The 18,928-nt window shown below is 41.6% G+C and carries 14 protein-coding genes and 1 pseudogene; 10 read left to right on the top strand and 5 right to left on the bottom strand.

From position 1 onward, the window contains the following. Window positions 1–39: 39 nt before the first annotated feature. The 3 genes from DXA54_RS02300 to hisS all read left to right on the top strand — a co-directional run bounded on the left by DXA54_RS02300 (window position 40) and on the right by hisS (window position 3,744). Window positions 40–1,338, top strand: a complete 1,299-nt coding sequence (locus DXA54_RS02300; RefSeq protein ID WP_120078904.1) for an alpha-L-fucosidase — start codon at window positions 40–42, stop codon at window positions 1,336–1,338. A 120-nt stretch (window positions 1,339–1,458) separates the two neighbouring features. Beyond that, window positions 1,459–2,139, top strand: a complete 681-nt coding sequence (locus DXA54_RS02295; RefSeq protein WP_120078903.1) for a zinc metallopeptidase — start codon at window positions 1,459–1,461, stop codon at window positions 2,137–2,139. A 240-nt stretch (window positions 2,140–2,379) separates the two neighbouring features. Beyond that, window positions 2,380–3,744: a histidine--tRNA ligase gene (gene hisS, locus DXA54_RS02290; RefSeq protein WP_120078902.1), complete on the top strand. Its 1,365-nt coding sequence runs from the start codon at window positions 2,380–2,382 to the stop codon at window positions 3,742–3,744. A gap of 123 nt (window positions 3,745–3,867) precedes the next feature. On the opposite strand, the gene hydF is transcribed toward hisS, so the two are convergent. The 4 genes from hydF to DXA54_RS02270 all read right to left on the bottom strand — a co-directional run bounded on the left by hydF (window position 3,868) and on the right by DXA54_RS02270 (window position 9,055). Beyond that, window positions 3,868–5,058, bottom strand: coding sequence for a [FeFe] hydrogenase H-cluster maturation GTPase HydF (gene hydF / locus DXA54_RS02285; RefSeq protein WP_117514697.1), 1,191 nt, complete (start codon window positions 5,056–5,058; stop codon window positions 3,868–3,870). Between the two features lie 76 nt (window positions 5,059–5,134). Continuing rightward, complete coding sequence (gene hydG / locus DXA54_RS02280) at window positions 5,135–6,556, bottom strand: [FeFe] hydrogenase H-cluster radical SAM maturase HydG (protein ID WP_165863211.1); 1,422 nt, start codon at window positions 6,554–6,556, stop codon at window positions 5,135–5,137. Then, entirely contained in the window at window positions 6,553–7,605 is a 1,053-nt protein-coding gene (gene hydE / locus DXA54_RS02275) for a [FeFe] hydrogenase H-cluster radical SAM maturase HydE (protein WP_120078901.1), read from the bottom strand. Before hydE ends, hydG begins: the two co-directional genes overlap by 4 nt. Further along, a complete protein-coding gene (locus tag DXA54_RS02270) occupies window positions 7,586–9,055 on the bottom strand; it encodes a 4Fe-4S dicluster domain-containing protein (protein WP_004311775.1) in 1,470 nt (489 codons plus the stop codon). The genes hydE and DXA54_RS02270 overlap by 20 nt, the downstream gene beginning before the upstream one ends. Before the next feature lie 145 nt (window positions 9,056–9,200). On the opposite strand from DXA54_RS02270, the gene DXA54_RS28125 reads away from it, so the two are divergent. The 3 genes and pseudogenes from DXA54_RS28125 to DXA54_RS02260 all read left to right on the top strand — a co-directional run bounded on the left by DXA54_RS28125 (window position 9,201) and on the right by DXA54_RS02260 (window position 10,778). Continuing rightward, on the top strand, window positions 9,201–9,374 hold the full coding sequence (locus DXA54_RS28125) for a hypothetical protein (protein ID WP_004301069.1): 174 nt from the start codon (window positions 9,201–9,203) through the stop codon (window positions 9,372–9,374). Window positions 9,375–9,442: 68 nt separating this feature from the next. Beyond that, entirely contained in the window at window positions 9,443–9,991 is a 549-nt protein-coding gene (locus tag DXA54_RS02265; protein ID WP_004301068.1) for an NUDIX hydrolase, read from the top strand. A gap of 59 nt (window positions 9,992–10,050) precedes the next feature. Continuing rightward, a pseudogene (locus DXA54_RS02260) lies at window positions 10,051–10,778 on the top strand (DUF5039 family protein). 388 nt (window positions 10,779–11,166) lie between these two features. Here DXA54_RS02260 and DXA54_RS02255 read toward each other — a convergent pair. Further along, the gene (locus DXA54_RS02255) at window positions 11,167–12,213 is read right to left on the bottom strand and encodes a L,D-transpeptidase (protein WP_120078900.1); all 1,047 of its coding nucleotides are present in this window, start codon (window positions 12,211–12,213) and stop codon (window positions 11,167–11,169) included. A 244-nt stretch (window positions 12,214–12,457) separates the two neighbouring features. Between DXA54_RS02255 and DXA54_RS02250 the strand changes: the two genes are divergently transcribed. The 4 genes from DXA54_RS02250 (at window position 12,458) to DXA54_RS02235 (ending at window position 18,809) form a co-directional block, all read left to right on the top strand. Beyond that, window positions 12,458–12,730, top strand: coding sequence for a co-chaperone GroES (locus DXA54_RS02250; RefSeq protein WP_004301062.1), 273 nt, complete (start codon window positions 12,458–12,460; stop codon window positions 12,728–12,730). Between the two features lie 43 nt (window positions 12,731–12,773). Continuing rightward, the gene (gene groL, locus DXA54_RS02245) at window positions 12,774–14,411 is read left to right on the top strand and encodes a chaperonin GroEL (RefSeq protein ID WP_004301061.1); all 1,638 of its coding nucleotides are present in this window, start codon (window positions 12,774–12,776) and stop codon (window positions 14,409–14,411) included. A gap of 190 nt (window positions 14,412–14,601) precedes the next feature. Further along, window positions 14,602–15,540 (top strand): tyrosine-type recombinase/integrase, encoded by a 939-nt coding sequence (locus DXA54_RS02240; protein ID WP_120078899.1) that lies wholly within the window; start codon window positions 14,602–14,604, stop codon window positions 15,538–15,540. 374 nt (window positions 15,541–15,914) lie between these two features. After that, window positions 15,915–18,809: a MepB protein gene (locus DXA54_RS02235; protein ID WP_120078898.1), complete on the top strand. Its 2,895-nt coding sequence runs from the start codon at window positions 15,915–15,917 to the stop codon at window positions 18,807–18,809. Window positions 18,810–18,928: the final 119 nt, after the last annotated feature.

Below are 18,928 nucleotides of genomic sequence, written 5' to 3'. Positions count from 1 at the left end.
TAGTCTATTCTAAACACACAGAAAAATAATGTACGCCTTATGAAAACACGTTTTATTACTTTCCTTTTGTTGTTCGTCATGAACTTGGGAGCATTTGCACAGTCTCCTTATCAGCCTGCCGAAGAGAATCTGAAAGCACGGCAGGAATTTCAGGACAATAAGTTTGGTATTTTTCTTCATTGGGGGCTATATGCCATGCTCGCTACCGGTGAGTGGACTATGACAAACAATAATCTGAATTATAAAGAGTATGCCAAACTGGCAGGTGGACTTTATCCTTCCAAGTTTAATGCCGATAAATGGGTGGAGGCTATTAAAGCTTCGGGAGCCAAATATATCTGTTTTACTAGCCGTCATCACGAAGGTTTTTCTATGTTCGATACTAAGTATTCGGATTATAACGTAGTCAAAGCCACCCCTTTTAAAAGAGATATTGTGAAAGAACTGGCAGCTGCCTGTGCCAAGCAGGGAATCAAGCTTCATTTTTATTATTCTCATCTTGACTGGGCGCGTGAGGACTATCCCTGGGGACGTACAGGACAGGGGACGGGACGTTCGAACTCGAAAGGGGATTGGAAAAGCTATTATCAATTCATGAATAACCAGTTGACGGAGTTACTGACGAATTATGGTCCGGTAGGTGCCATCTGGTTTGACGGATGGTGGGATCAACCTAAATCTTTTAACTGGGAATTACCGGAGCAGTATGCTTTGATTCATAAACTCCAACCGGGCTGCCTGGTGGGTAACAATCATCATCAGACGCCTTTTGATGGAGAAGATATTCAGATTTTCGAACGCGATCTGCCGGGTGAGAATGCTTCGGGACTTTCTGGACAGGAGGTGAGTCGCTTGCCGTTGGAAACTTGCGAAACAATGAATGGTATGTGGGGATATAAGATTACCGACCAGAATTATAAATCTACAAAGACATTGATTCACTATCTGGTGAAGGCAGCCGGTAAGAATGCCAATCTTTTGATGAATATCGGCCCTCAACCTGATGGGGAACTTCCTGCGGTAGCTGTGCAACGCTTGGCAGAGATGGGAGAGTGGATGAAACAATATGGCGAAACGATCTATGGAACACGAAGCGGCATAGTTGCTCCGCATGATTGGGGAGTGACCACACAAAAAGGAAATAAACTCTATGTACATATCCTCGACCTGAAAGATGCAGCTTTGTTCCTGCCATTGACAGGCAAGAAGGTTAAGAAAGCAGTCTTGTTTAAAGATCAGTCTCCGGTTCGTTTCACAAAGACGAAAGCTGGTGTTTTGCTCGAATTCGCCGAGGTACCAAAAGATATTGACTATGTAGTAGAACTGACAATTGACTAATTTTTAGCTAATTCTTCATAAAAGCAAGGGGAAACTATTCTGACATTGAACGTTTCCCCTTATTTTTGGCAAACAATTTGTTTATAGATATATAGAGTAATAATTAAAATTGAAAAGTATATGATGTCTTATTGGGTATTATTTATAGGAATCGCTGTTGTCAGTTGGTTGGTACAGATGAATTTGCAAAACAAATTCAAGAAGTACTCTAAGATTCCTACAGGAAACGGAATGACAGGACGCGATGTTGCTTTGAAGATGTTGCATGACAATGGTGTTTATGATGTGCAGGTTACACATACGCCGGGACGATTGACCGACCACTACAATCCTACTAACAAAACAGTGAATTTGAGTGAAGGGGTGTATGAAAGTAACAGCATTATGGCGGCTGCCGTAGCGGCCCATGAATGTGGACACGCTGTGCAGCATGCACGTATGTACGCTCCGTTGAAGATGCGTAGTGCGCTGGTTCCGGTTGTGAACTTTGCTTCTTCCATTATGACGTGGGTATTGTTGGGTGGTATCTTGCTGATAAACTCTTTCCCGCAGTTATTGCTGGCAGGTATTATCCTGTTTGCTATGACTACACTGTTCAGCTTTATCACGCTGCCGGTGGAAATCAATGCAAGTAAACGTGCATTGGTATGGTTGAGTTCATCCGGCATTACTAATTCGTACAATCATGCACAGGCAGAAGACGCTCTTCGTTCAGCTGCTTATACGTATGTAGTTGCTGCATTAGGTTCATTAGCAACATTGGTTTACTACATCATGATCTTCATGGGTAGAAGAGACTAAGAAATGAAAAAGGGAAAAGGCAGTTTTGCCAGCTTCCTTCTATAGAATAAAAAGGGATCCTCCGCAGTCTTTCCAAAGACTATGGAGGATTTTTTATATAGTTTGGAGGACTTGTTTGAGTGTTTCTTTACGATATTAATAGGGGATGGACACAATACGGGTGATTTTTTCAAATATATGTAAGCATTGCTCGGAAATTTGCAGTAAATTTGCGCCATTAAAATTATAAACAGTAATATTATGGCAGCAAAACCAAGTATTCCTAAAGGAACTCGTGACTTTTCGCCGGTAGAAATGGCGAAGCGTAATTATATATTCAATACGATTCGTGACGTATATCATTTGTATGGTTTCCAACAGATAGAGACTCCGTCTATGGAGATGCTTTCTACACTGATGGGAAAGTACGGCGATGAAGGGGATAAACTACTCTTTAAGATTCAAAATTCAGGAGATTACTTTTCCGGGATTACTGACGAAGAATTGTTAAGCCGTAATGCTGTCAAACTGGCAAGTAAATTTTGTGAGAAAGGTTTGCGTTATGACTTGACAGTACCTTTTGCTCGCTACGTCGTGATGCATCGTGATGAGATCACTTTCCCGTTCAAGCGCTATCAGATTCAACCGGTATGGCGTGCTGACCGTCCGCAAAAAGGACGTTATCGCGAATTTTATCAATGTGATGCTGACGTTGTAGGAAGCGATTCATTACTGAACGAAGTGGAATTGATGCAGATTGTCGATACTGTTTTCAGTCGTTTTAATATTCGTGTATGTATTAAGATAAACAACCGTAAGATTCTTTCCGGTATCGCTGAAATTATAGGTGAATCGGATAAAATCGTCGATATTACTGTAGCGATTGATAAACTGGATAAAATAGGTTTGGATAATGTAAATGCCGAACTGAAAGAGAAGGGAATCTGTGATGAGGCTATTGCCAAGTTGCAGCCAATCATTCTCCTTAGCGGTACGAATGCGGAAAAGTTGGCAACATTGAAGAATGTATTATCGGCCAGTGAAGTAGGATTGAAAGGAGTGGAAGAAAGCGAATTTATCCTGAATACATTGGAAACAATGGGCTTGAAGAATGAAATCGAGCTTGACCTGACATTGGCTCGCGGACTGAATTACTATACAGGTGCTATCTTTGAAGTGAAAGCGTTGGATGTGCAGATTGGTAGTATCACAGGTGGTGGTCGCTATGATAATCTGACCGGAGTATTTGGTATGGCAGGAGTGTCGGGAGTGGGTATCTCTTTTGGTGCAGACCGTATCTTCGATGTATTGAACCAACTTGAACTTTATCCGAAAGAAGCTGTGAATGGAACAGAACTTCTATTCATCAACTTCGGTGAAAAGGAAGCTGCATTCTCTATGGGAATTCTGTCGAAAGTGCGTGCTGCCGGTATCCGTGCCGAGATTTTCCCGGATGCAGCCAAGATGAAGAAACAGATGAGTTATGCCAATACAAAGAATATTCCGTTTGTAGCTATTGTCGGCGAGAATGAAATGAACGAAGGCAAAGCCATGTTGAAGAATATGGAGACAGGAGAACAAAATCTTGTTTCGGCAGAAGAACTGATTGCTGTAGTGAAGAAATAAGCAGAGATATTAGAACTCTCTATATAAAGAGGCCGCTTTAACATAAAAATGAAGTGAACCCTCAAAGTCAGATAAAAGACTTTGGGGGTTCACTTTAAAATTAAAAGAGAGTCGACTTCTTTTTTAATATTTTATTTGATCTAGTATTCCATTGAGGAAAGCAATCGCTACTCCATAATTCGTCATGGGAATGTGTTGCTCCCGAGCACGTTCGATGCGGCTAAGTACGTATTTACGATTGAACATACATGCTCCGCAATGGATTACCAAAGAGTAAGGAGTCAGATCCTGTGGAAAGTCAGTTCCGGCTACCATATCAATTTGCAGATTCTCTCCAATTCGTTTCCGTAACAAACGGGGGAGTTTCACTCTTCCTATATCTTCGGAAAGGGGAGCGTGCGTACAAGCCTCCGCTATCAGTACACGCGACGATTCCGTCAGTCTTTCAATGGTAGCAGCACTTTCTACATAATAATGAATATCACCCTTGTATCCTGCGAAAAGCACAGAGAAAGAGGTTAGTTCACTTTCCTTTGGCTTCTGTTCATAAATCGTTTTGAAGACCTGCGAATCGGTGATAATTAATTTCGGAGGGCGGGCAAGAGCTTGCAAGGTTGCCGGAAACTTGTCAGTGGTGCAAGTCACTACGAGACATTTTTTGTCCAACAATTCACGGATAGTCTGCACTTGTGGTAAAATCAGTCTGCCTTTTGGAGCTTGAATATCCTGCGGCATAACCAGAAGTACAAGGTCGTTTTCTGTCACAAGTTCCCCGGTGATACTCTGTTGACCGAAGTCCGAAGGCAGCTTTTCGAGAATGGCTTGCCGGATCTGTTCAATTCCTGTCTTTTCTTTGGCGCTGATAAGTAATGGGCGTATTTTACATTCTTTCTCAATGTATGTGGCTAAGCTATCACTGTTCTCTCGTATATCTATTTTATTCAATACCGGAATGACAGGGATATTCTTCTCTTTCAATAGTGTCAGCATCTCTTTTTCATGAGAAAAGGTAGTATCTCCACATAGCAGTAATGCAATATCTGTTTTCTCAATAGCCTTTAAAGTCCGGCTGATACGCAGCTCTCCAAGTTCTCCCTCATCATCGAACCCCGGAGTATCTATAAACAAACACGGACCAATACCTTGAATTTCCATAGCTTTGGATACAAGGTCGGTAGTCGTTCCCGGAGTATCTGAAACGAGGGCGGTATCCTGTCCTGTCAATGCATTGATAAGAGAAGATTTACCACTGTTCCGTCTACCGAAAAGGGCTATATGAAGTCTGCTTGCATTTGGAGTATCTGTTAAGCTCATAATTACTAATTTATCAATCTGTTAATTCATGTACAGCCAATTGGCACATCGACATATTAGCACATTGGCGTATGATTTAAAATCTAAAATCTCTTTGCCCTGCGGCTATGGCTTTGAGGTTTCGGATAGCTATTTCCCTGATTTTGGGGTTGGGGATTCGGTCTGTTTCTTTTAGAATCAATTTCAATCCTTTCTGACGGGTATCTTCGGAAGCATAATCTTCCAGATACTCTTTCAGAGTCATCAGGGCATTGGGGCCACAACAGTTGGCTATCTGACCGGATTTCACTAATGACATGAAACGGTCGCCTGTCCGTCCTTCCCGGTAACAGGCAGTACAGAAGCTGGGGATATATCCGAGTTCGAGCAACCAGTTGACCACTTCGTCTAATGTCCGGGTATCGCTTACGTCAAATTGCGCGGAATTATGATCGGGTAATTCCGTTTCAGCATATCCGCCTACACTGGTACGTGAGCCGCCGCTGATTTGTGAGATACCCAATTCGAGTACCTTCTTGCGCGATTCTTGTGATTCACGTGTGGAAATAATCATTCCGGTATAAGGAACGGCAATTCGGATAACAGCTACAATCTTACTGAATATCTCATCGGAAATTGAATTCGGAAAATCTCCCGCATTAATGTCATCCGCCGAACAGATACGCGGCACACTGATTGTATGAGGACCTACACCAAATTTGGCTTCCAGATGTTCGGCATGCATTAACAATCCGATAAAATCATACCGATAAGTATTCAAACCGAAAAGCACACCAATACCTACATCATCGATTCCCCCTTCCATGGCACGGTCCATTGCTTCGGTGTGATAGGCATAATTGCTTTTCGGACCGGTGGGATGAAGTGCTTCGTAGTTGTTCTTGTGATAAGTCTCCTGGAATAAGATATACGTACCGATACCCGCTTCTTTTAATTGGCGATAATTTTCTACTGTAGTAGCTGCGATATTTACGTTTACCCGGCGGATCGCTCCATTTTTATGTTTGATACTGTAAATCGTCTGAATAGATTCAAGAATGTATTCTATCGGATTTAGTGACGGATGCTCACCCGCTTCAAGAGCGAGCCGCTTATGTCCCATGTCCTGCAAAGCAATCACTTCCCTGCGAATTTCCTCCTGCGTCAGTTTCTTGCGTACAATCGTCTTGTTTTTAGCATGATACGGACAATATACGCAACCATTTACGCAATAGTTCGACAAATAAAGCGGTGCGAACATGACGATACGGTTGCCATAAAACTTCTGTTTGATTTCTTTGGCGAGATGAAAGATACGTTCTATCAGGTCAGGTTGGTTACATTCCAGCAGAATAGCCGCTTCCCGGTGCGTCAGTCCCTTGCACAAAGCCGCTTTTTCAATCAGTTGTTCAATCAGGACACGGTTATCCTTATTGTTCTGCGCATATTCCAGCGTATCCAGAATCTCCTCATGATGGATAAACTCTTCTGCTTTTGATGAATCTTTTTGGTATATCATATATTCTCTGTAGTGTACTTAAAGTCGCCTCTTTCGGTAGAAATCTCGTAGCCGATGGTCTTCAATTGCTTTTGTAAGGCAGCCAGCCCTTCGGCAGATTCCGCTCCGAGTGAAGCTTTGTCATTATATAATTCATATTTTCTCCGTTCCTCTCGAGGAGACAAGTTAGGCATAACCACATTCGCACCTGCTAAAATACCCCGTTCCCTACCATCAGGAATGAGAGTGGCAAGGGCTGTTGTTGCCGGAATCAATGCGAACGGATGCATCAGGCGGAAAATGGATAATAGAAGAATCGTCTGTTCCGCCGTTCCGCTGGGATATTCGGCAAAAGGTGTATCATGATGGGGCAGGAAAGGCCCGATGCCAATCATTTCCGGGCGTAGCTTTTCTATAAACAATAGATCCTCAATGATATGCTCTACTGTTTGTCCCGGACTGCCGACCATGATTCCGGTTCCTGTCTGATAACCGATCTCTTTCAAATCCGCTAAACATTGCAGGCGTTGTTTGCCGGACATTTCCGCTGGATGCAGTTGCCGGTAATGCAACTCATTATAAGTTTCGTGACGTAACAGATAACGGTTGGCTCCGGCACGGAAGAAACGTTCGTATGCCTCACGTGATTTTTCACCGAGTGACAGCGTAATAGCACAATCCGGATACTCCTGTCTGATACGGGCAACAGTCATTTCTATCTGATCGTTTGTTAGTGCAGGATCTTCTCCTCCTTGTAATACAAAGGTGCGGAATCCCAGTTCATAGCCCTGTTTGCAACAGTTCAGTATACTCTCTCGGCTTAACCGGTAACGTTCGATATTCGGATTCCCTTTTCGGATACCACAGTAATAGCAGTTGTTCCGGCAGCAGTTACTGATTTCAATCAGTCCGCGGATATAAATCTTATTTCCGAAGTGGAGGAGTGCGACTTCCTGCGCCTGTTTATTGATGTAACGCAGAATTTCTGCGTCACATCCGGTCAACAGTTGCTGGAACTCTTCCGGTGTCAGTGTTCTTTCCTGCCGTAGTTTATCGATCCATTGTTTCATAGCTCTCTTTCCGTTTGAGTAGCTCTTGTGCCAGTTGGCGACGTCCCGAAACAATGTCGTTATGCGTACTCGGTCCGGTGATACATCCTCCTTCGCATGCCATCACTTCAATAAACTGTCCCGCAGCCTTTCCTGTCTTGGCGCAGGCACGCAGCAGAGCGATATTTTTTTTATTGATGTCCGACACTTGTATCGCATTAATTTTCTCCGCTTCCTCTTTCAGATAAGCTTTGACGGCTCCCATCACACCACCTGCCTGTGCAAATCCATGTGCTTCGCGAACAGACGTATGTAATACAGAGAACTCCTGTACCTGTTCCAGTTCAATACCCAGTCCATCGAGAATTGAACCGATTTCTTCGAACGTCAGAATATAATCCACCGCTTCGTCACGACGTACTTCTTTTCGTTTAGCTACACAAGGACCGACAAATACAACCTTAGCATCCGGATGCTTCTCTTTGGCAATCCGTGCAGCGTAGTACATCGGTGATCCGGTGGTAGAAACATAAGGTTTCATATCCGGAATATGTTTCTCTACCAGTTCGATATAAGAAGGGCAACAGGAAGTAGTCATAAACTTCTGTCCCTCTTCCAGTTTCTCCAGTAACTCGTGTGCTTCATTACTGGTGGTTGCCATAGCACCTTCGGCCACTTCGATCACATCAGTAAATCCAATTTCCTTGAAAGCACCGTACACTTGTCCGATAGAAGTCTTAAACTGTCCCAAAATAGACGGGGCGATGATGGCTACCATCTTTTCCCCTTTACGGATGCGTTGCAATACATCGAATGTTTGCGAGATTTCGAAGATAGCCCCGAACGGACAAGCATTCATGCATTTTCCACAGTAGATACACTTGCTTTCATCAATGTGCTCTATGCCGTGTTCATCTTTGCTGATAGCTTTTACCGGACAAGACTCTTCACAAGGTACGGGAATATATACAATAGCGTGATAAGGACAACTCTTGTGACAAATACCGCAACTGACACATGTGTCATGGTCAATCATTGCCTGACCGTTTTTCTTGAAACGTATCGCATCTTTAGGGCAGTTCATGTAACAACTACGTGCCACGCATCCGCGACAAAGGTTGGTTATTTCATAATTGATCTGTACACAGGAAGAACAGGCCTCGTCGATGACGCACATGATATTTTCCTTGTCTGGTTCGGGACGACTCAATGCCAATCGTGCATATTCGGAAAGTGGGGTAACTTCGTCGTGTTCGTCTGTCATATCCAGTCCCATCAGGGGAAAAGTCTTGTATCTCCACACTGCGCGTTCTTTATGTACGCAACACCGTCCTAGGGGTTTCGATTTTCGTGGACTCAACTCAATCGGAAGCCGGTCTATCTTTTCCACTAATTCGTCGTTTTTCCAGAGTCTAACAAGGTCTGCCAGCAGTTTATGCCGGACAATCATAATATTATTCGTAAATGCCATATTGTAATAAAGAGGTTGTTAGTTAGTTGGTGCAAAGATACGAACAGAATTTCAATATTTAAGTTTTTTGAAACATTCTTGTAACTTTTTTGTAGCCCTCGCGTGTTATCTTTGTAGTGGACAAAAAATAAGAGGAGGCAGAGTTATGAATAGCAGTATTTTTGAACAGCGCAGTCGTTTTGCCATGATTGGTGCATTGATGGTTATTATCAGCCTGATGTTTTTATTCTACATGGGAAGTTCTTTGGTAAGCTCTACCAAAAAATACTTGGAGCAGATACATGAGATAGAGATCACTTGTATCGACACAGACGAATAAAAACAAGCAACCGAAAGGTAGGATAATCCGGAGGAATTCGTATTTTTGCCGGGAGAAAAACAAATCTTATGGAAGAGAAGAATAAAGCCTGGAAAACGGTAAGTAGCAAATATCTATTTCGCCGTCCATGGCTGACTGTGCGTTGCGAAGATATGTTACTTCCCAATGGGAATCATATCCCCGAGTATTATATCCTTGAGTATCCCGACTGGGTAAATACCATTGCCATTACCAAAGATGGTCAATTCGTTTTTGTCCGCCAGTACCGTCCGGGAATCGAACGAACTTGTTATGAACTCTGTGCCGGTGTCTGCGAGAAGGAAGATGCTTCGCCGTTGGTGTCCGCCCAGCGTGAATTGTGGGAAGAAACGGGCTACGGAAAAGGAAACTGGCAAGAGTATATGGTGATTTCCGCTAATCCGAGCACTCATACCAATCTGACTTACTGCTTTCTTGCCACAGACGTGGAACTGATAGACCATCAGCATCTGGAAGCTACTGAAGATATCACCGTCCATCTGCTCACATTGGAAGAGGTGAGAAGTCTGCTCGATAAGAACGAAATTATGCAAGCGCTGAATGCTGCTCCATTATGGAAATATATCGCAAATCTGTAATTGTGTTTGGAATTCTGTAGAGAAACAATAACTTTGGAGAAAATTTAAATCATCTTATTATGAAAACAGTTTTATGGAGTATGCTTTGTTTGTTTCTCTCCGGATGGGGAAGTATGCAAGCGGTATTAGCACAGGACTTGAAAGAGATGGAAAAGAACTTGTCCGCCATCAACGAGGAATTGAGTCAAAAGACAAAAGAATATAGTTGGCAGCTTGCAGCTGCTTACGCAGATTATTGTGAAGCAAACAATAAATATATAAGTTGGAATGATTTGCCTTATCTGCAACAGGTTGTCGAATATGAGCGTCCTGCTTCTTTGGAGACTTATCGTCTGGAACATAAAGCCAGTAAAGAGGAACTGGATAAGTTTTTAAATACATACAAAGAATATAAAGATCTGGTGAAGAAGCAAAAGGAAGCGGTAACCAAGGAAGAGAAAGATGCTGTATCAACAGCCTTTTCCGCATTCTGGAAAAAGTTGAGAAGTGAAGAGAATGCTTATAAAGATTTGTACTATGCCGAACGAAAGGCTGTCTGCAAATATAGATCGGAAGCTTTGCGATATGCGATTGCCTATTATAAAGAAAAGAAGCAGGAGATTCCGACTTCTTATATAAAATATACTGAACGGTCTTATTTATTGCAGAAAGGTTCTGCCTTGGAGTTATTACAAAAAGAAATAAGTCATTGGAAAGTGTACAGAGAGAGATAATTCAGAATATAACGAGGGCAAAGTATGGGTTGAGTGAAACCGGAGAAAATAAAAGAAAGAAGATATTTGATTGATAAGAGATCATCTGGGATAAAGAAATCCCTTTTTATAATTGGAGGTCTGGACTGAAGAGTTCGGACCTCTTTGTTTTCTCTCTCAAGTACGTATAGGTAAGTTTCTTTTCATCCTATGCCAACTTCTTTTGCATAGGGAGAAAACTTGTTTAGAGTATAAGATAAACTATAACCACAAGTTCTGATTATATAACTGAAACTTTTGATTACATAACTGAAAGTTGCAGTTTTATAACCGGAACTTGCAGTTATAGTTTGGGATAAGGGAAAAGCAACTTTTCCCAAGGAAGAAAGTAAGTTTCCTCCTTATAGAGAATATGTTTTCTAACCATATTTCATAAGATAGATAATAAGAATCAGGGAATGGCGATGCTGATTTGTTCAACGGTTATTCCAATACAAAAATAATAGTTTCATTTACGGGGGCCCAGTCATAGATAAACTTGGCATGGGAAGTTGCATTCCGCACGCACATGTGTGAGCGTGGAGTAGTTCCCAACGACGGACTATATTCTATCTGCGTCTTGCGGGGAGCATTGACCGGTACTCCGTGAATATAGGCCCCGTCCGTGAAACGACTCGCATAAGGAGCATAACCTCCCGTTTCTTTCGAGCCGTCTTTTAGAAATACCATTTTCACTTTCTTTTCTTGTAAAACAAACATTCCTAAAGGAGTTTCCTGTGCATACGGGGGCAGATGACGTCCCGTAGTGGAAGGATTCATACTGCGAACCACCCATTGCCCTTTTCCGCTACGTTCAAGAGAAGCGATATTCTGATTGTGGCGGTCTACGAAAACAGCTTTGTTAAAAACAATCGTATCTCCGATTACTTTGACATATTTTTTAGGAATCATCCATTCATCTCCGGTAAACATTGGCTCTGCTTTTATGAATTTCTCTCCATCTTCGATAAAACGGGTTAATTCCCCATCCTGTCCGTAACGTTCGGGTACTAATGTGTCAGTCAATAGATAAAGCGGAACGGATTGGTAACGTTCTATGCCAAGAGTATCTGCCGCTCGTCCGTAAGCGTTTCTTTTGAAACTTCTCACAAGTGGTGCTTCTCCATTTCTGTTTTTGTAATTCTGGAGAATGGCCCAGGTGGAAGGCTGCAACTGTATATTTTCGAGTAATGCCAGCCGTTCTTTGATTTTATCCCACTGAAACTGCCGGGTAGTGTCTTTATAAGGATAGGTATCTTCCAATGTGTATTGGTCATACAATAAATCTTTGGAGATTTCTATCTGCTCTGCCGTGAGTTTTTTATTAACAGGTTTAACCTCGGGTTGAACTATTGTATCCTGTGACAGCGAGTCTGTTTGTTGTTCGTGTACAGGAGAAATCTCTCCTGTACGCGAAGTGCAGGAGTAGAAGACGCAAGAGGCGATGATGAGGCCGGATGCTATTCCATTCATATTATTTATACAGTGCATTTGATGGTTCGTTTACGAATATACGTCATTATAAGGAATAATCCTTTTGTTTTGTTTAAAAAGTAGGTGACAAATATACTTTTTTGCCATACAATGCAAGTTGTCAGTCATTTTGTCAGTCTATTTCTGACAAAGAATCATTTATTTACTTTGGCACGCTTTTCGCAATAACTTTAGCGTTCCGCCTGAAAAATGGCGGGTAACATCTACTATTAAATGTATAACTAAAATATAACAAGTAACTATGAACATTAAACCATTAGCAGACAGAGTGCTTATCCTCCCTGCACCTGCAGAAGAAAAAACAATTGGTGGTATCATTATCCCTGATACAGCAAAAGAAAAACCTTTGAAGGGTGAAGTTGTGGCAATAGGTCACGGTACGAAAGACGAAGAAATGGTATTGAAAGTAGGCGATACAGTTCTTTATGGTAAATATGCCGGAACAGAACTTGACGTTGAAGGTACTAAATATCTGATTATGCGTCAGAGCGATGTTCTCGCTGTTTTGGGTTAATTAATAATAGTAAATAGTAAATCTTTAAATAGTAAATAAAGAGATGGCAAAAGAAATATTATTCAATATCGATGCCCGTGACCAATTGAAAAAAGGTGTCGATGCTTTGGCAAATGCAGTAAAAGTAACTCTGGGCCCGAAAGGACGTAACGTTATCATTGAGAAGAAATTCGGTGCTCCGCACATCACAAAAGACGGTGTGACAGTAGCAAAAGAAATCGAATTGGCAGATGCTTACCAGAACACTGGTGCACAGTTGGTAAAAGAAGTTGCTTCTAAGACAGGTGACGATGCCGGTGACGGTACAACTACTGCAACCGTTCTTGCACAAGCTATCGTAGCTGAAGGTTTGAAGAACGTAACTGCCGGTGCTAGCCCGATGGATATCAAACGTGGTATCGACAAGGCCGTTGCCAAAGTGGTAGAATCAATCAAGGATCAGGCTGAAACTGTAGGTGACAACTATGACAAGATTGAACAGGTTGCCACTGTATCTGCAAACAACGATCCGGTAATCGGTAAATTGATTGCTGACGCTATGCGTAAAGTTTCTAAAGACGGTGTGATTACTATCGAAGAAGCAAAAGGAACAGACACTACTATCGGTGTAGTAGAAGGTATGCAGTTCGACCGTGGTTATTTGTCTGCTTACTTCGTGACAAATACGGAAAAGATGGAATGTGAGATGGAGAAACCTTACATCCTGATCTATGACAAGAAGATTTCTAACCTGAAAGATTTCTTGCCTATCCTCGAACCTGCTGTACAGACAGGTCGTCCTCTGTTGGTAATTGCAGAAGATGTAGATAGCGAAGCATTGACTACATTGGTAGTAAACCGTCTGCGTTCTCAATTGAAGATCTGTGCTGTGAAAGCTCCGGGCTTCGGTGACCGTCGTAAAGAAATGCTGGAAGATATCGCTATCCTGACAGGTGGTGTTGTTATCAGCGAAGAAAAAGGTTTGAAACTGGAACAGGCTACCATCGAAATGTTGGGTACTGCTGACAAAGTTACAGTTACTAAAGACTATACAACTGTTGTAAACGGTGCAGGTAACAAAGATAGCATCAAGGAACGTTGCGAACAGATCAAAGCACAAATTGTAGCAACTAAGTCTGACTATGACCGTGAGAAATTGCAGGAACGTCTGGCTAAATTGTCAGGTGGTGTAGCTGTTCTCTATGTAGGTGCTGCTTCTGAAGTAGAAATGAAAGAAAAGAAAGACCGTGTGGACGATGCTTTGCGTGCAACTCGTGCTGCTATCGAAGAAGGTATCATCCCGGGTGGTGGTGTAGCTTATATCCGTGCTATTGATTCTTTGGAAGGAATGAAGGGTGATAATGCCGATGAAACAACTGGTATTGGTATCATCAAACGCGCCATCGAAGAACCGCTTCGCGAGATTGTTGCTAACGCTGGTAAAGAAGGTGCAGTAGTTGTTCAGAAAGTACGTGAAGGTAAAGGTGATTTCGGTTACAATGCCCGCACGGACGTTTACGAAAACTTGCACGCTGCCGGTGTAGTAGATCCTGCTAAGGTTGCTCGTGTAGCTTTGGAAAATGCAGCTTCTATCGCTGGTATGTTCCTGACTACTGAATGTGTAATTGTAGAAAAGAAGGAAGATAAGCCAGAAATGCCGATGGGCGCTCCCGGAATGGGAGGCATGGGCGGAATGATGTAATTCCGGCTTTCGCTGAATGAATATGAAAACGAGGGTGTCCGAAAAGGGTACCCTCGTTCTTTTTATTATCAATCTATTCTGCAAATTGATCTTTTCAAAACATCCTTGCTTTATATTTTGTTTGGTCAACGTATTCTTAGTAATGAGAATACTTCGTATATTTAGAATCAAATTTATTAATAAAAGTGAGATGTTGAAAGTATTAACATTTATGAAGCAGGTAGCTAACGGGCTACAGGTGGAGGGAAACTTCGGTACTGCGCACGTCTATCGTAGCAGTCTGAATGCCATCATTGCTTATAGTGGGAAAGTGGACTTCACCTTTGATGGAGTGAGTCCGGAGTGGTTAAAGGGATTTGAAGTATATCTTCGCAGTCGTGGTTGCAGTTGGAACACCGTTTCCACTTATTTGCGCACGTTTCGTGCGGTTTACAATCGTGCCGTTGATCTTCGGAAAGCTTCTTATGTACCTCATCTGTTCCGTTCTGTTTATACCGGTACTCGTGCCGACCATAAACGTGCATTGGGCGATGAAGATATGAAAAAGGTATTTGCAAAATTGTCTCGTACGTCCGGTGTGCCATTAGCGGTATATCAGGCGCAAGAGTTATTTATTCTGATGTTTTCGCTTCGTGGTATGCCATTTGTGGATCTCGCTTATTTGCGTAAGAGTGATTTGCGTGATAACGTAATAACGTATCGCAGACGTAAGACAGGACGGCCATTGTCAGTGACATTGACTCCCGAAGCGATGATCCTGGTGAAGAAGTATATGAATCGTGATCCTTCTTCTCCTTATTTGTTTCCATTGTTGAAAAGCCGTGAAGGAACCAAAGAGGCGTATCGCGAATATCAGTTGGCATTGCGCAGCTTTAACCAACAGTTGATGTTGCTAGGTGAATTATTGGGATTATCCGATAAGTTGAGCTCGTACACCGCCCGCCATACCTGGGCTACGACAGCTTATTATTGTGAAATCCATCCGGGCATTATCTCCGAAGCGATGGGACATTCGTCTATCACCGTCACTGAAACCTATCTGAAACCTTTCCGAAGTAAGAAAATTGATGAAGCAAATAAACAAGTTCTTGACTTCGTGAAACGCTCTGTTGTAGGTGTAAGCGCTTGAAAATTACTCTGTTACTTTGTAGGTAACGGGAATGAATATCGGTGCAAATATGAGCATATTTCTTAAAACAACCAAACGAAATCATACATTTTTTCTAATAAACTACTCAAAACAGGAATTAACCAAATAAAACACGCGGATTCTTTGTATTAGGGCTTTGTTAACTTCTAAATTTTTGCAAAAGATCTCCTTCCCTCTACTGCCTTTCAGAAGCAGGGGTAAAAAAGTTTCATTGCATATCGTATTATTTTTCAGTATTGACTACTCCCGAAGAGCAGGCACAAAGGTTTTCCCGTTACCTACAAAGTAACGGGCAGTCTATTATTGAAACTTAGTGTTTAATAATATATTATTAATGTAATTTTTAAGTAGTTATGAAAAGAAAATTTGTAAAAGTGATGTTCTTCGGGGCGTTGGCGCTTTCTACTGTCACCTATGTAGGTTGTAAGGACTATGATGATGACATAAAAAGTGTACAGGAACAAATTGACCAGATCAAGTCAAACAATCCTGTAAGCGTGGGAGACATGCAAACTGCCATTAATGCGGCTAAAAGTGCCTTGGAAAGTCAGTTGGCTGATTTAAAGACAAAATTGGAGAATAAGGATTCTCAAATTAAAGATTTGGGTCTGAAAATTACTGATTTGGAGGACAAATTGTCAAAGACTGCTGATAAGGCAACGGTCGACCAGCTGACAAAAGACTTGGCAACAGCTAAGAATGATTTAGAAGCACTGAAGAAACTTCAAAAGTCTGATATTGATGGTTTGACAGCAAGAATTGTAAAGCTGGAAGCCCTTAAAGAGGAATTGGATGGTTTAAAAGTCAATTTCGCTACAAAAGAAGAGCTGAAGAACTACGTTGAATCTGCAAAACTGTCAGGACTTATCAGTGATGAAATTGCCACAGCTTTGGGAGAAGATGGGGAGATTGCCGCTGCAATAAATGATGCTATTCAAACAAAGGTTCTTGCAGACTTTGGCAGTATGAAGGAAGTTGCTGCTCTTGCCGGAGAGGATGCAACTGTAGCAGATGTTATTAAAGAATTGTATGCTGCTATTAATGCTGATAAAACTGGTATCCTTGCTAAACTGACTGCGCTGGAAGACTATCAAACAGCATTGGAAGATAAAGCGGTAGAAAATGGTTTCGAGAGTGTAGAAGCCGTTATTGCAGAGGTGAAATCTCTTAAAACGACTCTTTCCGGTCTTTATGCAAGCGCAGAATTCAGTGAAAAAGTCAAGGCGATTGTTTCAGCAGAACTGACGACTGTAAATAGCCGTATAGATACGTTAGAAGATGACCTTGCAAAACTGGGTGTTGCTATTAAAGGTATGATTCAGAGTGTAGTATATATTCCTACAAGCATAGATCGTAGCGTAGATTTCTATACTTTGTATGCTAAGAAAACTTCAACCTCATCTTCTTATGTTGTTGCAGCGAAGAGTGCAGATGCAAAAGAATTGCAATTCCGTATTTCTCCGGCTTCTGCTGCTATGACATTGGAGGATTTCAATAAAAACTACGAAATCAAGTTAAATGCTGAAGAACGTAACTGGACTCGTGCTGCTGAACCGTTTGCCGTAGAAGTGAAGAACTGTGAAGCTGGTGTTCTTACAGTATCATTAACAACTTCAAGCGAAAAGAGCCATGCGATATCTTTGAATATTGTAAGCACAAAAGATGCGGAAGGTAAAGAAGGATTGACTCCGACAAATGTTAATTCTGATTATATCGCAGTGATACAGTCTAGTTATTATCTGAAGACTGCTTATTATGAGGTAGTAACAGAGAAAGCAGGCGAGATTATCTATGATGCTCCCCAACCGGTTGATTATTCAGGAGTTGGAACTTTGACGGTTTCATATACAACAACTGCAAGTGGAAGCACAGCATTTACAAAAACATTAGAAGAACTGAATGTAGAGAATATCTTTGCGACGACTTATAGCTTGACTGGAACAGATGCAAATCTATTTGAAGTTTCTACTGCAGGTAGCGTTAGTCTAAAAACATCCGGTCTGATTGCTTCTTTGGATAAAACTGCTAATGTTATGGCTAAAGTAACGGCTCCAGGTTTCTATTTGGAAACTAGTTCTGATAATCCTAAAAAGTTAGGAACTGTAAAAGTAACACGTACTATTGATGAACTTATACATGCGTATGCTTTGGTAGAACGTGACTGGACTAATGAAACAGCAGTTGCTGCAGAGGAGAGAGTAGTTCTAAATGTTGCTGACATTTATAACGATCCGGCTGTGAATATCCGCCCATCAGCTTATGAAAGTTTGAGTTTGGTTGAACTTCTTCCTACAATAGGTATACGCTTAGAAAATGGTGCAAATAATGCCTTGACTTTAATCATTCCTAAAAATACAGCTGCTGGTGATTATACCGCAACAGCTAAGTTCGAAGGAGATGGCTATACGCTTGTTGTAAATGTTCCAGTTAAGATTAAGCCTATCACTTTGGCTAAATTGGCTAGAGTGTCGGAAATGTGGTCTTCAGATCAAACTCGTACAGGCTTTACTCCGACAAAAGATTCTGAGACAGCGGCTACTGCTATTACTTCCGAATTTAAGCTTGCTACTATATTCTCCAACTTTGATGCTGTTAAAGCTGCTGTTTTGGCTAAAGGTGGTACTTTCGTAATTACTACTAACATTACGGAAAATAGCATTGCTGGCGTTAGCTATGATGAAAACGAGGCTAAGTTTACGTTTGATAAAGATCTCTATACTGGTAAGATGACTGTTGGTGGTAAGACTGTACCTGCTGTAGTTAAGTTTACTATTAAAGCTAGCTATAATGGTAAAGTTGAGGATACGATTGAAGGTATTGTTGAAGTGAAAGATATTAGTGGAACTTGGGTTGCTCCGACTGCAACGACTCTTTCTTTATCTGATAAGTCTGTAGAATATAATGTTTCAACAGGTTTTGCTTGGAATGATTTGGCAGGTAAGACTATGTGGAAGGATGGTGCTGTGGTAGTAGGAACAGGAAGCAATGGATTTGCAAATTCAGTTACTAATCCTCTTGATATCTATGGTCTGGCAGCTCCTGTTTTTGAATTCAAAGAAGCAGCTGCGTCAACTTATCTGTCTCTTGATGATGCTACAGGAAAGGTGACCTTTACAGCAGAAGGTAAATCTCACCATTTCTACGAAGCTGTAACTTATACTGTAGAAGTAAAAGCTACATCTAAGTGGGGTACAATTAAGAATTATGAAGGAAAGAATACAATTACAGTAACTATTCCGGCAGAATAAGAAGAAAAATTGGAGAGTTGCTTCAAACCTCTTAATGCTTTATATAAGCAAAGGATTGTATTACAGTTGAAACTACTCCAAATTCAGAATAATAAAACCCTTCTTCACCTTGTGTGAAG

It is taken from the genome of Bacteroides sp. OF03-11BH (assembly GCF_003604005.1).
GTDB lineage: Bacteria > Bacteroidota > Bacteroidia > Bacteroidales > Bacteroidaceae > Bacteroides > Bacteroides ovatus.
The sequence above is the reverse complement of the archived record's forward strand: the minus strand, read 5'-3'. Positions and strand labels throughout refer to the sequence as shown.

Coding starts and splice junctions, on each gene's coding strand:
- DXA54_RS02300 (WP_120078904.1), top strand. CDS start 40: ATGAAAACACGTTTTATTACTTTCCTTTTGTTGTTCGTCATGAACTTG.
- DXA54_RS02295 (WP_120078903.1), top strand. CDS start 1,459: ATGATGTCTTATTGGGTATTATTTATAGGAATCGCTGTTGTCAGTTGG.
- hisS (WP_120078902.1), top strand. CDS start 2,380: ATGGCAGCAAAACCAAGTATTCCTAAAGGAACTCGTGACTTTTCGCCG.
- hydF (WP_117514697.1), bottom strand. CDS start 5,058: ATGAGCTTAACAGATACTCCAAATGCAAGCAGACTTCATATAGCCCTT.
- hydG (WP_165863211.1), bottom strand. CDS start 6,556: ATGATATACCAAAAAGATTCATCAAAAGCAGAAGAGTTTATCCATCAT.
- hydE (WP_120078901.1), bottom strand. CDS start 7,605: ATGAAACAATGGATCGATAAACTACGGCAGGAAAGAACACTGACACCG.
- DXA54_RS02270 (WP_004311775.1), bottom strand. CDS start 9,055: ATGGCATTTACGAATAATATTATGATTGTCCGGCATAAACTGCTGGCA.
- DXA54_RS28125 (WP_004301069.1), top strand. CDS start 9,201: ATGAATAGCAGTATTTTTGAACAGCGCAGTCGTTTTGCCATGATTGGT.
- DXA54_RS02265 (WP_004301068.1), top strand. CDS start 9,443: ATGGAAGAGAAGAATAAAGCCTGGAAAACGGTAAGTAGCAAATATCTA.
- DXA54_RS02255 (WP_120078900.1), bottom strand. CDS start 12,213: ATGCACTGTATAAATAATATGAATGGAATAGCATCCGGCCTCATCATC.
- DXA54_RS02250 (WP_004301062.1), top strand. CDS start 12,458: ATGAACATTAAACCATTAGCAGACAGAGTGCTTATCCTCCCTGCACCT.
- groL (WP_004301061.1), top strand. CDS start 12,774: ATGGCAAAAGAAATATTATTCAATATCGATGCCCGTGACCAATTGAAA.
- DXA54_RS02240 (WP_120078899.1), top strand. CDS start 14,602: ATGTTGAAAGTATTAACATTTATGAAGCAGGTAGCTAACGGGCTACAG.
- DXA54_RS02235 (WP_120078898.1), top strand. CDS start 15,915: ATGAAAAGAAAATTTGTAAAAGTGATGTTCTTCGGGGCGTTGGCGCTT.